The organism is Bradyrhizobium centrolobii (genome assembly GCF_001641635.1).
Lineage (GTDB): Bacteria > Pseudomonadota > Alphaproteobacteria > Rhizobiales > Xanthobacteraceae > Bradyrhizobium > Bradyrhizobium centrolobii.
On the sequence record NZ_LUUB01000114.1, the window covers coordinates 41765 to 55463 of the forward strand.

Consider the following 13699-nt stretch of genomic DNA (forward strand, 5'->3'; position numbering starts at 1 on the left):
GCCATGACCAACACGCTTCTGCTTCAGCCCATCCGTGAACGCTGGCCGCAGGCCGGTCCCGGGGCCGCGCCACCGGCTGAGTCTGGCAAACTGGCCGCCGGCGCTGCTCCGGCAGCCGCAATCGGAGTGTGGCCCGGGGGCTGGTTATCCAGCTCATTGGCTCTGGATGACATCCTGGCCTATCAGCGCGACTTTTGGGAGCGCGCGATCCTGTTCTGGGACACGCTGCGGCAGCGCGCCGACAACATGATCGCGCACGAGCGGGCCGGAAAGCCCCCGCTGCTCGACTTCGACTACGAGCTCATCGTCGACGCTCGCCGGTTCCAGCGGCCGGTCAACTACGCGCTGGTGCGCATCACGCGCTATGGCGACAAGTGCCTGGAGGATTGTCTCGATCCCGCCAAGCACCCGGTCATGATCGTCGATCCGCGCGCAGGGCACGGGCCCGGCATCGGCGGATTCAAGCGCGAGTCCGAAGTCGGGATCGCGATGCACGAGGGTTATCCGGTCTATTTCGTGGTGTTCTATCCCGAGCCGTCGCCGCGCCAGACCATGGCCGACGTACTCCACACGCTGCGCCGGTTCGTGGAAGAAGTCTCCAGGCGCCACGAGGGCCAGCCGCCGGTTCTCTACGGCAATTGCCAGGCCGGCTGGGCGATAGCGATTCTTGCCGCTGATTGCCATGGTCTTGTAGGGCCGGCCGTTCTCAACGGTTCGCCGCTGTCATATTGGGCTGGAGAGTCCGGGGTCAATCCGGCGCGGGTGTCCGGCGGTCTCTTGGGCGGAGCCTGGCTTACGCATCTGGCCTCCGACCTCGGCAACGGCCGGTTCGACGGCGCCTGGCTGGTTCAGAACTTCGAGCACCTGAAACCGGAAGGCGTCTGGGAGAAATACGCCCACCTGTTTTCGCACCCCGACAAGGAGCGGGAGCGGTTTCTCGAATTCGAGCGCTGGTGGAACGGCTTCTATTTCCTCAGCCGCGAAGAGATGCTGGCGATCGTCGAAAACCTGTTCATTGGAAATAGCCTCGAGCAAGGCAAGCTGAGGATCTGCCCACACTGCTTTGTCGATCTGCGTCGCATTCACAACCCGCTCGTGATCTTCGCGTCTTATGGCGACAACATCACGCCGCCGCATCAGGCGTTAGGCTGGATCCCGACCGTCTACGCCAGCACAGATGACCTGAAGCGGGCGGGCCAGCGTATCGTCTATCTCATCAATCCGCACGTCGGGCATCTCGGTATCTTTGTCTCCGCTAGTGTCGCGCGTCTGGAGCATCGCGCGATCCTTGACAGCTTGAATAAGATCGAAACGCTTCCGCCGGGTCTCTATGAAATGAAAATCGACAATCCGACCGGCGATCCGGATTGTAAACACGATGCCTATTCGGTGCGGTTCGAGGAGCGGCGCGTCGAAGACCTCAAGTTTCCGGAGAACCGTGCTGCGTTCCGGCGTGTCGCCGAAGTCTCGACCCAGCTCGATGCCCTGTACTCGGCCACACTCGGAAAATGGATTGAGGCCACCGCTACGCCGCTAACCGCCCAATGGCTGGAATGGCTGCACCCGATGCGGGTCAGCCGCTATGCGCTCGCTCGCGAGTTCAATCCCTGGCTGCGCGCGTGGGCTCCAATTGCGGCCTCGGTCGCCCGAGATCGTCATGCGCTCTCTGACGCTAATCTGATCAAGGTCCGCGAGGTCGAAACTTTCGACGCTGTGCGCGATCTCATCACGCAGGCCCGTGAGCTGCGCGATCGGGGTTACGAATTCTGGTTCGAAGCCCTGTACGGACGAGCTGTTACCGCCGAGCCCGCACCGATCAATCCGCCAACTCCGACGATTTCTGAACCCGCATGTGGGAGGACAGCATGAGCGCAGTGGTTACGGAGATTCGCGCACGCCGCCCGGATGCCACGACACAGCAGCCCGTCCAAAGGGAGCACATCGAGCTCCGCATCGGCGGTATGACCTGTGCACATTGTCCGCCGGCAATCGAGAAAGCTGCTGCAGTGGTTCCCGGTGTGATCTCGGCAAGTGTCAATCCGAGCACCAAGGTTGCGAGGATCGACTACGATTCTGCATGGACGAAGATTACAGACATTCTGCACGCCATTCGATCCGTCGGCTATACGGTCGGAACCGCCACAATGCGCGTGCCGATCAAGAACATGCATTGCGGCTCCTGCCTGACGCGGATCGAGCTTGGGCTGCAGATGGTGCCGGGTGTTATCTCCGCCCGTGCAAGTCTCGAAACCAACGCCGCGGATGTCGAGTATCAGCCCGAAAAGGTTGATTTCCCGGCCGTCCGGAAAGCGATCGAATCCGCCGGTTACCATGTAGCCGAGCCAAAGATCGAACCCAACGCAGAGGTGCTCGATCCTGCCGAAGCCGCCAACGAGCAGGAATATCGCACATTGATGCGCAAATTCTGGTTCGCAGCCGCAGTCTCAATACCGGTCATGGCATTGAGCTACCCGGATCTGGTGCCAGGCTTGCGCGACTGGATGCCGATGGGAAGCGAGACGCGTCGGATGGTCTGGAGCCTGTTGGGTGTCATCAGCTTGCCGGTGATGGTTTGGGCGGGGTCGCAATTCTTCACCGGCATGTGGGATGCCCTGAAGCATCGCGCGGCCAACATGCACACGCTGATCGCGATCGGCATCAGCGCCGCCTTTGCCTATTCGGTTGTCACCGTGGCGTGGCCTCAATTCTTCCCGCGCATGGCGCTCGCCGAAGTGTTCTGGGATGTGACTGACGTTGTTGTCGCGTTGGTGGTCCTCGGCCTGGCGCTTGAGATCAAGGCAAAGGGGCGAACCTCCCAGGCAATCAAGAAGCTGATCGGTTTGCAGGCCAAGACGGCGCGGGTCCTTCGTGACGGCACGGAGCGTGATATTCCGGTGGAAGAGGTGCTGGTCGACGATACCGTCGTGGTCCGGCCCGGCGAGAAGATTGCGGTTGATGGCGAGGTGACAGCCGGAGCGAGTGCGGTTGATGAATCGATGATCACCGGTGAATCGATCCCCGTCGAAAAGCAGGTCGGCGATGAGGTCATTGGCGGCACGCTGAACAAGACCGGCAGCTTCAAATTCAAGGCAACCAAGGTCGGCAAGGACACCGCGCTCGCGACCATCATCCGCATGGTCAAGGATGCCCAAGGGTCAAAGGCGCCGATCCAGCGTGTGGTCGACACGGTCTCCGCCTACTTTGTGCCGGCAGTCATGATCCTCGCGATCCTGGCGTTTATAGCCTGGTACAATTTCGGTCCGGAGCCGCGCCTGGTCTATGCGACCATCGTGCTTGTGACCACTCTGATCATAGCCTGCCCGTGCGCGCTCGGCTTGGCGACGCCGACGTCGCTCACGGTCGGCATCGGAAAGGGCGCCGAAAACGGAATCTTGATCCGTTCGGGCGATGCCTTGCAAGCATCGGAGAAGCTCAACGCTGTCATTCTGGACAAGACCGGAACGATCACCAAGGGCGAGCCTGCGCTGACCGATGTCGTTGTAACCCAGGGCAACACCGAGGCAGACGTTCTGCGTCTCACTGCTTCGCTTGAACGAGGGTCCGAACATCCGCTCGGAGAGGCTATCGTCAAGGGCGCGGACGCGCGCGGCTTGAAACTGTCCGACGCGGAGGGGTTTGCGGCCATTCCCGGTCATGGCGTTGGCGGTCGGATCGATGGGCGCGAGGTGCTATTCGGCAACGCCAAACTGATGCGCGACCGCGGGATTGCGATCGATATGCTGCAGAAAGATTGGGAACGCCTTGCCGAGGAAGGCAAGACGCCGATGTACGTGGGTATCGATGGCAAGGCTGCCGGCCTGGTTGCGGTCGCCGACACGGTCAAGCCGGATTCGAAAGCAGCCATCGATGCCCTGAAGGCACTCGGCATCGAGGTCGTCATGCTGACCGGTGACAATGAACGCACGGGGCGGGCGATTGCTCGTCAGGTTGGCATCGAGCGGGTGCTCGCCGAGGTACTGCCCAACGACAAGGCTCACGAGGTTCAGAAACTCCAGCTCGAGGGCAAAGCCGTAGGAATGGTGGGTGACGGAGTGAACGACGCGCCGGCGCTCGCTCAGGCTGACGTTGGCTTTGCGATCGGCACGGGTACCGATGTTGCCATCGAGGCCAGCGATGTTACGCTGATCAAGGGCAGCCTCGTCGGAGTTGTGACGGCGATCGAGATCAGCCGCGCCACCATGCGCAACGTGCGCCAAAACCTCGTCGGCGCCTTTGGCTACAATTCGCTCGGCATTCCTGTCGCCATGGGCGTGCTCTACCCCTTCATCGGCCTGTTGCTGTCGCCCTTGATCGCTGCGGCCGCCATGGCGTTCAGCTCGGTAACGGTCGTCACCAATGCCAACAGGCTTCGCCTGTTTCAGCCCCGGAGGACTGCGTCATGACTCCTGACCGTTGGATCGTCACCGTCACGGGGCTCGCGCTGATAGGGTTCATCGCTTGGTTCTTCTGGCTCAAGCGCTCGACCGGATTTCGGGCTAGCGATATCAGCGGCGGCTATCAGGAGGCGATGATCCTGGTGAAGGGCGGCTACACGCCCGATACCATCATCGTCCAAAGCGGACGGCCCGTCCGGCTGAATTTCCGGCGGGAAGAGACCGCCACCTGTTCGGACAAGGTGATCTTCGCGGACTTTCAGAAGAGCGCCGACCTGCCAACGGGGCAAACGGTCTCGGTTGAGTTGCTGCCGAAGTCGCCCGGCGAGTTCGGCTTCGGCTGCCCGATGGGGATGTTCCGCGGCAAGCTCGTCGTGGAATAGCTCCAGCAAAAGTGCCCCGGCCGTTGATTTGCGTCAAAAATCTGGTCGACTAATCGTCCTATTGTTTATCATAAGCGAGTAAGCCGATGTCGGTTCAGGATCACTCTCACCACCAGGGACAAGCGCAAGAGGGCATGTCGACCAAGTCGAAGGCGATCATTGTGCTGATCGGCTTTCTGCTCATCGCCGGCGCGCTGCTATTCACCGAACACCGCGCACATGTGCTTGGGCTGTTCATCTGGCTGCCGCTCCTTGCCTGTCCGCTGATGCATCTGTTAATGCATGGCGGGCACGGTCATCACGGCGGCGGCGATCAGCAGAGTACCCCGGGGAGATCATCATGAACGACACCGCGCCCTCCTATGGCTTATGGAGCCTCGTGGTCGTCAATTCCGCGATCTTCATCTTCTTTGCCTACACCTTCTTCAAGCCGCAGACGGCGAGGGACTGGCGCTCGTTCAGCGCCTTCAGCGCGTTCCTGGTGGCCTTGTTCGCTGAGATGTACGGCTTTCCGCTGACCATCTACTTCCTGTCGGGTTGGCTGCAGTCACGATTTCCCGACGTCGACTGGTTCTCCCATGATGCCGGTCACCTCCTGGAGATGATGTTCGGTTGGAAGGCCAATCCGCACGCAGGTCCATTCCACATCTTGAGCTTCGTGTTCATCGGCGGCGGTTTCATCCTGATCTCGGCCGCCTGGAAGGTACTCTTCGACGCACAGCAGACGCGGAGCCTTGCCACCACGGGGCCGTACAGCTATTTGCGGCATCCGCAATATGTCGGCTTCATCCTGGTGATGTTCGGCTTCTTGCTGCAATGGCCGACGATCCTGACACTCGCCATGTTCCCGGTGCTGACGGTGATGTATGTCAGGCTGGCGCGGACCGAGGAGCGGGACGCGAGGGCGGAATTCGGCGACGCCTATGCCAGATATGCGGCTGATGTGCCGGGGTTCATTCCGAAGCTGAGCCGGGTCTTCGGCGCCGCGACCGGTGGTTATCGCCATGGTTAGCCGGCGGGCGATCGCCGCTCTGCTCGGAGGCCTTTGGCTGGCCAGCAACTTGACCGGGGTGGCGACCGCTGCGGAGACCGACCTCTCGAAAACGGCAGGAGGAGTGACGGTCTATCTGGGCATCGTCCCGGCCGAGATCGTCGAGGGCCTCCCGCCGGGCTCCACCACCGAACAACCGATGCATGGGCGCACCCCAAAGGGGCCCCATGAATATCACGTCGTTGCCGCCGTCTTTGATGCCGCAAGCGGCGTGCGTGTTTCTGATGCCGTCGTGACTGCGGAAGTATCGGGATTGGGCTTGTCCGGCGCCAAGAAGAAGCTGGAGCCAATGCAGATCTCAGGCACCACGACCTATGGCGGCTTCTTCGACCTGCCTGGATTTGACCTCTACACCGTGAAGCTCACTGTCGAGCGCAGCGGTGCAAGTCCGGCTGCCCTGCAATTCAAGTACGACCATCGCCGGTAGCCCGGCCCTTGATTGGCTACACCGATGTTTGATCTCGTCCTTTCGCAGCTAGACAAGCGCGATGACGCGGAGGTCGTCGAGCGCAAGGGGGCCGGCCACCCGGACGCCATCTGCGATGCCCTTGCCGAGATGCTGTCCCGCAATCTCTGTCGCGAATACCTGGGCAGATTTGGTCATGTGCTGCATCACAATGTCGACAAGGCGCTCCTGTGCGGCGGCCGGGCGATGCCGGCCTTCGGCGGCGGCAAGGTGACCGACCGTATCAAAATCTTCCTAGCCGGACGCGCTATCACCAACGTCGGAAACGAAGCGATTCCAGTCGAGGACATTGCCGTCGAGGGCTCACGAGCCTGGCTGAAGGCCAATCTCCATGCGCTGGACGTCGATCGCCATGTCCGTGTGGAGACCCTGGTTCATCAGGGCTCGCAGGACCTGCAATCGCTGTTCTCTCGGGGGAGCACACAGCGAATTCCGCGTGCCAACGATACGTCGTTCGGAGTTGGCCACGCACCGCTCACTGCGCTCGAATATCTCGTGCTCGCTATCGAACAGGGGCTGCACGGCCGTGATCGCACGCATGACAGTCCGGCTTGGGGTGAAGACATCAAGATCATGGCTGTCCGAAGCGGGGAGGGCCTCAAGCTTACAATCGCCTGCGCGATGATCGGGCAGTTCCTCAACGACTTGGACAGCTATCTGCAACAAAAGACCGGGCTCGCCGAGTACGCTCGCGAACGTGCAAGCGAGTACGGATTTGGGGATTGCGAGGTGGCCGTCAACGCTGCCGACGATGCGGCGTCCGGCAGCATCTATCTAACCGTGACCGGAACCTCGGCAGAGGCCGGTGACGACGGGCAGGTCGGCCGGGGAAATCGCGTTAGTGGCCTGATCACGCCTTGTCGGCCCATGAGCTTGGAAGCTGCCGCCGGCAAGAACCCCGTCAGCCATGTCGGCAAGATTTACAACATTCTGGCAAAGCGAGCAGCCGAGACATTGGTAACCGCCATTCCGCAGGTTTCCGCAGCGCAGTGCCTCATCGTCAGCCGGATCGGTGCGCCGGTGTCAATGCCAGCTCTCGTTCACCTAAAGCTGGCAACGCACGACGGCTTCCCCCTGGAAGCGCTGAGAGAGCGGACCGCGGAGGTCGTATCTGATCACCTGGGCCGAATCCCGGAACTGGTCGGCGAGCTCGCCGCCGGAGAAGTCCATGTCTTCTGAACGTCGGCGTCGAGAAAACCCTGCGAATTCAGAGAGGTGCCTGATCTAAATCAATCCCGGGGGGCCTCAAAGGCGGAGAGTGGCTACTTAGCGGTTTGAGCGCCAATGACCCAACCCGTCTTCACAGCCACGGCTCTGACCAAGACCTACGTCTCCGGTGAGGTGGAGGAATGAGACGCGCCGCGAGGCGGCGACATTGATCTGGTGAGACGATGTCTGCGCTGGATATCAAACTCTTTCGAGATGTGCGGAGACTCTGGGCGCAGGTGCTTGCGATTGCGCTGGTCATCGGCGGCGGTGTTGCGACGCTGGTGCTTGCGGTTGGCTCGCATCGCGCGCTGGAGGAAACGCGTATCGCCTATTACGAACGTTATGCATTCGCGGACGTCTTTGCGATGGTGAAGCGTGCGCCTAAGGCACTGGCCGGCCAGATCGCGCAAATCCCGGGCGTCGCCGCTGTCGATGTACGCATTGCCAAGCTCGCATTGCTCGACGTCCCGGGCTTCGCCGAACCCGCTACCGGACAATTCGTTTCGCTACCGGACGTCGGCGAACCCTTGCTCAACCGCCTCTACGTTCGAGCCGGGCGCTTGCCCGAACCGGGGCGAGCCGAGGAAGTCGTCGTCAACGAGAGTTTCGCGCAGGCGCACGGGTTCACACCAGGCGAGCGATTCTCCGCAATTCTCAACGGCAAGAAGCGCGAACTCCTCATTGTTGGCACTGCGCTGTCGCCCGAGTTCATCTACACCGTTGGGCCCGGCGACCTGATGCCGGATGACCGCCGCTATGCCATTGTCTGGATGTCGGAGAAGGCTCTCGCGAGCGTCTATGATCTCGACGGAGCGTTCTCGTCCGTTTCCGTGAAGCTGCAACGCAATGCGTCGGAGCGCGGGGTCATCTCGCGGCTTGACGCATTGCTTGACGGCTATGGCGGGCAGGCGGCCCATGGCCGGAAGGATCAGACGTCGCACGCGTGGCTTGACCATGAGCTCGACATGCTCAACAACATGAGCCGCACGCTGCCGCCGATCTTCCTGCTGGTTTCGGCGTTCCTCGTCAATCTTACGCTTAGTCGGCTTGTGGCGCTGGAGCGAGAGCAGATCGGGCTCATGAAGGCCCTTGGCTATCGTGATGGCAGTATCGTGTTGCACTATCTGAAATTCGTCGCCTTTATTGTGCTGATCGGGGTCTTGATCGGAAGCATTGTCGGGACCTGGCTGGGATTTCGCATTACCGCGCTGTTTGGCGATTTCTTCCATTTCCCGTTCCTGGTCTTTGCCAGAGCGCCAGATCTGTATGTAATCGCGGGCGTGCTCAGCGCGGCGGCCGCCTTTATCGGCGCAATCCGAGCTCTGCATGATGTGGTGAGCTTGCCTCCGGCGGTTGCAATGCAGCCGCCGGCACCACCGAGCTTTCGCCGGCTTGTACCCGCGTCAGTCTCCCTCGAGCGATTTGTCTCTCAACCGACGTTGATGATGCTGCGCAACATCTCGCGGCATCCAGTTCGCGCAACATTCACGGCGCTTGGAATGGCGCTCGCGACCGCGATCCTGGTGGTCTCGCTTTTCCTCCGCGACACGATGGAGCAATTGATCGATGTGACGTATTTCCTCGCCGATCGACAGGACGCAACGGTGAGCTTCATCGAGAAGCGGAACGAGAACGTCGTTGTACAGATGGCGCGACTTCCAGGTGTTCTGGCCACCGAGCCGTTTCGCGAGGTTCCGGTCCGGATCCGGCATGGCAACATTGAGCGCCGCATCATGATCAGCGGACGGCCACCTGATGCGGACCTCCGGCGCATCATTGACGTCGATCTGCAGCCAGTCGTGCTTCCTTCAACAGGGCTTGCCATCTCGGGATGGCTGGGAAAAATTCTGGGTGTCCAAGCGGGGGATTGGGTCGAGGTTGACCTGCTGGAAGGGGCACGGCGAACGGTAACCCTCCCGGTTCTAGCACTGGTGGAGGATTATTTTGGCATCAGAGGCATGATGGACCTGGAAGCGCTGACGCGTCTGATGCGCGATGCTCCCGTCGTCAGCAGCGTGAACCTCAGTCTCGACGACAAGCGAAGGGAAGAGTTCTACGCAGCCGTGAAGGCGATGCCGACCGTCAGCGGCGTGGCGCTGCAACGCACTTCGCTTGCGAACTTTCGCGAGGCGGTTGCGCTGATTATTACGACGATGGCCAGCATCTACACGGGGCTTGCTGCCGTCATTGCCTTCGGCGTTGTCTACAACAATGCGCGGATTTCACTTTCGGAACGGGCGCGCGAACTCGCGAGCCTCAGGGTGCTCGGTTTTACACAGGGTGAAGTGCTGCGGATTCTTCTGCTCGAACTTGCGATCCTGACCCTGATCGCTCAGCCGGCTGGCTGGGTCATAGGCTATGGCCTCGGGTGGATCATGAAAACCAATTTGGCCGGCGAAATCATGCGCGTGCGCGGCGTCATCGAGCACTCCACTTACGTTGCGGCCAGCGCGATCGTCATTCTCGCCGCAATCGCTTCCGCCTTCATTGTCCGCGAACGCATCAATCAACTGGACCTTGTTGCCGTCCTCAAGACGCGGGATTGACCTATGTCGGCCACCTGGACAAAGCGGATCATAAGCATTGTGGTCGTCGGCCTAGTTGCCGCCGGGCTAATCTGGTTGGCCTGGCCGCGGCCGCTGCCGGTCGACCTCGCCACCGTCGCAAACGGCCCGATCGAAGTCACGGCGGACGACGACGGCAAGACCCATGTCCGCCATATCTACACCGTTTCGGCGCCCATCGCTGGGAAGGTACTCAGAATTTCGCATCCGCTCGGCGAGCGGGGACCTTTGCTTCACGTCGGCGACGAGGTGGTCGCCAACCAGACCGTCATCGCCCTCATGCAGCCGACGCTGCCGGGCTTCATCGACGTGCGTTCTCGGGACCAGCTTCAAGCCGAGGTCTTGGCTGCGGATGCCGCCATCCAGCAGCAGGAGGCCGAAGTGCAGCGGATCGAGGCCGCGCTGGATTTTTCAAAGACCGAATTCCAGCGAGCCCAGACGCTCTCGCGGACGCAGACCATCTCGGCTCAGGCTTTCGATAAGGCGAAGTTCGACGTGGCTACGAACGAGGCCGCCTTGGCGAGCGCCAAAGCTCAGGTCGACATGCGTCGCGCGGTGCGAACCAGCCTTGCGGCACGGCTGATGGACCCGGCCAACGCCTCGCCGCCATCGGAACCGACGTGCTGCGTCAGGGTCCTCGCGCCAGCGAGCGGACGGGTGCTGAAGATCATCCAGGACAGCGAGGCGACGGTCTTGCCTGGGACGCCCCTCGTCGACATCGGCAACCCTTTTGACCTGGAGGTCGTGGCGGACCTGCTCTCGACCGACGCCGTCCAGATCAAGGTGGGCGCGCCGGTCCGGATCGACGGCTGGGGCGGGGCGCCGATCACAGGTAAGGTGGTCCGTGTGGACCCCGCCGGATTCCTGAAGGTCTCCGCGCTCGGCATCGAGGAGCAGCGGGTCCGGGTGACCATCGATTTCAACGACTCGCCGCAGGCTTGGTCGCAACTAGGTCACGACTATCGTGTCGTCGTCCACGTGACCACTTGGAGCGGTCAGGACGTGCTGACCGTGCCAATAAGCGCCCTATTTCGAAAGGGTGATCAGTGGGCCATTTTTGTCGATGAGAACGGCCGTGCGCGCGCCAAGCCAGTTCAGATCGGTCACCGCAACAATCGGTTCGCCGAGGTGGTGTCTGGACTGACTGCGGGGGATCAGGTCGTCGTACATCCAAGCGACCGAATTGCCGACGGAAGCAGGATTGCGCAGCGAGGCGCACCATGAGTAGAGGTGTCTCAGGCCTTCGAAGCGGCTGCTGGAGCAAAGCGGACGTTCGGAGGAACCGGCACGTCGGCGATGGGCCACCACCGTTGGCGCTGATTGTCGCCCGTACTTGCTCAGCCGTGGATGTCCTGGCCATGCTCACAATGAGCGGGGTCAGTCCTCCTCATAATGCCGCGCCGCCGGCTTCTCCGCCGCTTCATACAAGCGCTCGACATAGTGATAATGGATGTATGTCACATAGGTCTCGACATACTGGCGTCGGGTGCGAAGTTCTTCTTTTCAAGGACTTCGTTGAGGTGCTTGCGAAGCCCCCGCCGGACCTCTTCAGTCGGTAACTGAGCAAGGTCGCGTTCCGCCCCGGTTTCGATCGCCTTGTCGGCGGCCGGGATTGCCGGACCGGGGTCGCGCCCCGCCGGCTTCAATCCAGTGTGGCGAGCGTTCTCGCCTGCGCGGTGAATGCGCACCAAGGTTTCGAACAAGTAATGGTCCGCGAAGGCCTGTGCCTGCGAGCCGAGCTTGCGCATGGCAAGCGTGTCCTGACAGGTTTTCTTGATTTCATCCGCGTCTTGCAGGCGTACCCAAATAGGAGCTCGGTTGGCGTCGCCGCTCTGCCAAGCGTTCTGGGCCGCGGCGACGACCGGGCCGTCGAGACCGTCGCAATGAGCTCGCGCGCTTTGCACTCCGACGAGTAAGCCAGCAGCAATGGCTGCCGCCATCAGCGTCTTGGTTGTGCACATCCGTGTCCTCCTGAACGTGCCCACTAATGCAGTTTCCCGAGCATTGTTGCGAACGGCACCTCAAAGATTTCATCGCCGTCGTTATCGGTAACGTGGAGGACCCAGCCGCGCCAATCTTCCCCGCTTGCCGTCATGATGAGCGACCGCACGACACGATCTGCGTGCTCGCATGCTTCGAGCAAGTCGTCCACGGCGGTACCGCTTCGATCAATCACCATGCCGCGCGCATTGAAGTAATGGAAATAGACGTCCGTCATGCTCCGACTCCGACGTTAGCCAAGGCATCGTCACTGATAGCAGGAGAAGAAACATCAGTAACTTCGGGTCGATACCCTAAGGGGCCATACGGAGGAAGCAGGGGGAGGCTGCTCAATTGCATCCCAGTCTGCGTAAAGCCGCCCGACCCACGTCTATCATTCGTAAATGTCCTTAGGTTACCGACCGGAATTTCGCAAGCAGGTGTCGTGCGATATGAGAAGAGCGTCAAGAGGTTGATCGCGCCTACCGGTAGTGACTTATCCCAGGAGGCCAGCATGATCTCGACGCTTTCAAGTGCCCTCAGCATGCAGAGCAGCTCACAGACTGACGCGGACCGTCCGTCCTCGAAGAAGCGATTTGTCAATTTTGACCTTGATCGATCTCGCGCCTCTCGGCACCGTCATCGGGTTCTTTCAAGCGCTAGAAAGATAGCTGCGTTGTTTCACCACGATATTAAAGATCGCCACAACCTCCGCTAGGAAGCGCCGCGATCCGCCCTCTTAGGCTGGCCGGCGAGGAGGGCCGTGCTCGACCTCTTTCGCGTGTGATGTTCAGCCAACCGGTCCGGCGATCCAATAGTCGCCGGAAAGCGGCCTAACTCTTACGCCATAAATTACCCCAAGCTGCAGGCTTGGATCGAAATGCCGCATCGTCCGCCCATTGAGGTCAATGTTGCGGCCAGGCGTTAGTGGCCCCACGTCATTTATCTTGATGATGACTTTCTTGCCTACTGCCTCAACGAGGGCATACTTCGCCCTCGCGCCATTTTGTCTGGACCTGCAACAAGGACACAAAAGAACAGGCATACAACGAAGGGAATGTGGTCGCGATTATGCGGATCACGGACCTGAGAGGCTTAAGGCTCGTTTTTTCGCAAGAGACCGATTGCAGGAGCGGATGGCGCATGCGGCGACGCGCCACCCGCGCGGAGCCGATCATCTGGTCCCGTGGATGAACGCTTGCATCTCCTCCAGCGTGAGCTTGCCGTCTTTGTTGGTATCCATTGCCTTGAAAATTCGTTCGTGAGCTGCCTGAAACTCCTGCAGTGAGATGGTCCCATCGCCGTCGGCGTCCATCAGAGCGAACATCATGCGCATCATAAAGGGTGGCCCCATCATACGACCCATCATGTCACCGCCCATCATGCTTCCGCGCCCCATCGAGCCCGCGCCTTCCTGGCCCATGGGATGCGATTGCATTTGTTGCTGATCTGGTTGGGGTGCCATTTGGTCCTGTGCAAAGGTACCGACAGTGCCGTAAGCCAGAATGAGAGCAGATGTCGTGAGTCCCAGGATCCGACTTCGCATTTGAAAATCTCCTCAAAAGCGTCACTACCCTCCGATCAATCCCGCCCCGGGCGATTTTGATCCTATCACTTTTCGCCAAGGCAGCCGCCATTGGGATGGTTAGGCT

General features: G+C 60.8%; 13 protein-coding genes. 9 read left to right on the top strand and 4 right to left on the bottom strand.

From position 1 onward, the window contains the following. Window positions 1-3: 3 nt before the first annotated feature. The 9 genes from AYJ54_RS40900 to AYJ54_RS40940 all read left to right on the top strand — a co-directional run bounded on the left by AYJ54_RS40900 (window position 4) and on the right by AYJ54_RS40940 (window position 11291). Entirely contained in the window at window positions 4-1869 is a 1866-nt protein-coding gene (locus AYJ54_RS40900; RefSeq protein ID WP_082906072.1) for a DUF3141 domain-containing protein, read from the top strand. Further along, window positions 1866-4403: a heavy metal translocating P-type ATPase gene (locus AYJ54_RS40905; protein ID WP_082906083.1), complete on the top strand. Its 2538-nt coding sequence runs from the start codon at window positions 1866-1868 to the stop codon at window positions 4401-4403. The genes AYJ54_RS40900 and AYJ54_RS40905 overlap by 4 nt, the downstream gene beginning before the upstream one ends. Then, window positions 4400-4777: a cupredoxin domain-containing protein gene (locus tag AYJ54_RS40910; protein ID WP_063708150.1), complete on the top strand. Its 378-nt coding sequence runs from the start codon at window positions 4400-4402 to the stop codon at window positions 4775-4777. The genes AYJ54_RS40905 and AYJ54_RS40910 overlap by 4 nt, the downstream gene beginning before the upstream one ends. An 86-nt stretch (window positions 4778-4863) precedes the next feature. Beyond that, window positions 4864-5121 carry a DUF2933 domain-containing protein gene (locus tag AYJ54_RS40915; protein WP_063708151.1) on the top strand — a complete coding sequence of 86 codons (258 nt, stop codon included), beginning with the start codon at window positions 4864-4866 and terminating at the stop codon, window positions 5119-5121. Beyond that, window positions 5118-5789: a methyltransferase family protein gene (locus tag AYJ54_RS40920; RefSeq protein ID WP_063708152.1), complete on the top strand. Its 672-nt coding sequence runs from the start codon at window positions 5118-5120 to the stop codon at window positions 5787-5789. The genes AYJ54_RS40915 and AYJ54_RS40920 overlap by 4 nt, the downstream gene beginning before the upstream one ends. Further along, window positions 5770-6255: a hypothetical protein gene (locus AYJ54_RS40925; RefSeq protein WP_245329267.1), complete on the top strand. Its 486-nt coding sequence runs from the start codon at window positions 5770-5772 to the stop codon at window positions 6253-6255. Before AYJ54_RS40920 ends, AYJ54_RS40925 begins: the two co-directional genes overlap by 20 nt. Window positions 6256-6279: 24 nt before the next feature. Next, on the top strand, window positions 6280-7473 hold the full coding sequence (locus tag AYJ54_RS40930; RefSeq protein WP_063708154.1) for a methionine adenosyltransferase: 1194 nt from the start codon (window positions 6280-6282) through the stop codon (window positions 7471-7473). Between the two features lie 212 nt (window positions 7474-7685). Beyond that, a complete protein-coding gene (locus tag AYJ54_RS40935) occupies window positions 7686-10049 on the top strand; it encodes an ABC transporter permease (protein WP_063708155.1) in 2364 nt (787 codons plus the stop codon). Between the two features lie 3 nt (window positions 10050-10052). Continuing rightward, the gene (locus tag AYJ54_RS40940) at window positions 10053-11291 is read left to right on the top strand and encodes an efflux RND transporter periplasmic adaptor subunit (RefSeq protein ID WP_063708156.1); all 1239 of its coding nucleotides are present in this window, start codon (window positions 10053-10055) and stop codon (window positions 11289-11291) included. Window positions 11292-11524: 233 nt separating this feature from the next. On the opposite strand, the gene AYJ54_RS40945 is transcribed toward AYJ54_RS40940, so the two are convergent. The 4 genes from AYJ54_RS40945 to AYJ54_RS40955 form a co-directional block, all read right to left on the bottom strand. Further along, window positions 11525-12028 (bottom strand): DUF6448 family protein, encoded by a 504-nt coding sequence (locus AYJ54_RS40945; RefSeq protein ID WP_136624289.1) that lies wholly within the window; start codon window positions 12026-12028, stop codon window positions 11525-11527. A gap of 23 nt (window positions 12029-12051) precedes the next feature. Further along, window positions 12052-12285 (bottom strand): DUF6894 family protein, encoded by a 234-nt coding sequence (locus AYJ54_RS40950; protein WP_063708158.1) that lies wholly within the window; start codon window positions 12283-12285, stop codon window positions 12052-12054. Window positions 12286-12837: 552 nt separating this feature from the next. Further along, window positions 12838-13092, bottom strand: coding sequence for an RlpA-like double-psi beta-barrel domain-containing protein (locus AYJ54_RS48415; protein WP_082906073.1), 255 nt, complete (start codon window positions 13090-13092; stop codon window positions 12838-12840). A 129-nt stretch (window positions 13093-13221) separates the two neighbouring features. Next, window positions 13222-13593, bottom strand: coding sequence for an EF-hand domain-containing protein (locus AYJ54_RS40955; RefSeq protein ID WP_063708159.1), 372 nt, complete (start codon window positions 13591-13593; stop codon window positions 13222-13224). Between the last annotated feature and the right edge of the window lie 106 nt (window positions 13594-13699).

What these genes read in the sequence shown, in the direction of transcription:
- AYJ54_RS40900 (WP_082906072.1), top strand. Translation starts at nt 4, where the DNA reads ATGACCAACACGCTTCTGCTTCAGCCCATCCGTGAACGCTGGCCGCAG.
- AYJ54_RS40905 (WP_082906083.1), top strand. Translation starts at nt 1,866, where the DNA reads ATGAGCGCAGTGGTTACGGAGATTCGCGCACGCCGCCCGGATGCCACG.
- AYJ54_RS40910 (WP_063708150.1), top strand. Translation starts at nt 4,400, where the DNA reads ATGACTCCTGACCGTTGGATCGTCACCGTCACGGGGCTCGCGCTGATA.
- AYJ54_RS40915 (WP_063708151.1), top strand. Translation starts at nt 4,864, where the DNA reads ATGTCGGTTCAGGATCACTCTCACCACCAGGGACAAGCGCAAGAGGGC.
- AYJ54_RS40920 (WP_063708152.1), top strand. Translation starts at nt 5,118, where the DNA reads ATGAACGACACCGCGCCCTCCTATGGCTTATGGAGCCTCGTGGTCGTC.
- AYJ54_RS40930 (WP_063708154.1), top strand. Translation starts at nt 6,280, where the DNA reads ATGTTTGATCTCGTCCTTTCGCAGCTAGACAAGCGCGATGACGCGGAG.
- AYJ54_RS40935 (WP_063708155.1), top strand. Translation starts at nt 7,686, where the DNA reads ATGTCTGCGCTGGATATCAAACTCTTTCGAGATGTGCGGAGACTCTGG.
- AYJ54_RS40940 (WP_063708156.1), top strand. Translation starts at nt 10,053, where the DNA reads ATGTCGGCCACCTGGACAAAGCGGATCATAAGCATTGTGGTCGTCGGC.
- AYJ54_RS40945 (WP_136624289.1), bottom strand. Translation starts at nt 12,028, where the DNA reads ATGTGCACAACCAAGACGCTGATGGCGGCAGCCATTGCTGCTGGCTTA.
- AYJ54_RS40950 (WP_063708158.1), bottom strand. Translation starts at nt 12,285, where the DNA reads ATGACGGACGTCTATTTCCATTACTTCAATGCGCGCGGCATGGTGATT.
- AYJ54_RS48415 (WP_082906073.1), bottom strand. Translation starts at nt 13,092, where the DNA reads ATGCCTGTTCTTTTGTGTCCTTGTTGCAGGTCCAGACAAAATGGCGCG.
- AYJ54_RS40955 (WP_063708159.1), bottom strand. Translation starts at nt 13,593, where the DNA reads ATGCGAAGTCGGATCCTGGGACTCACGACATCTGCTCTCATTCTGGCT.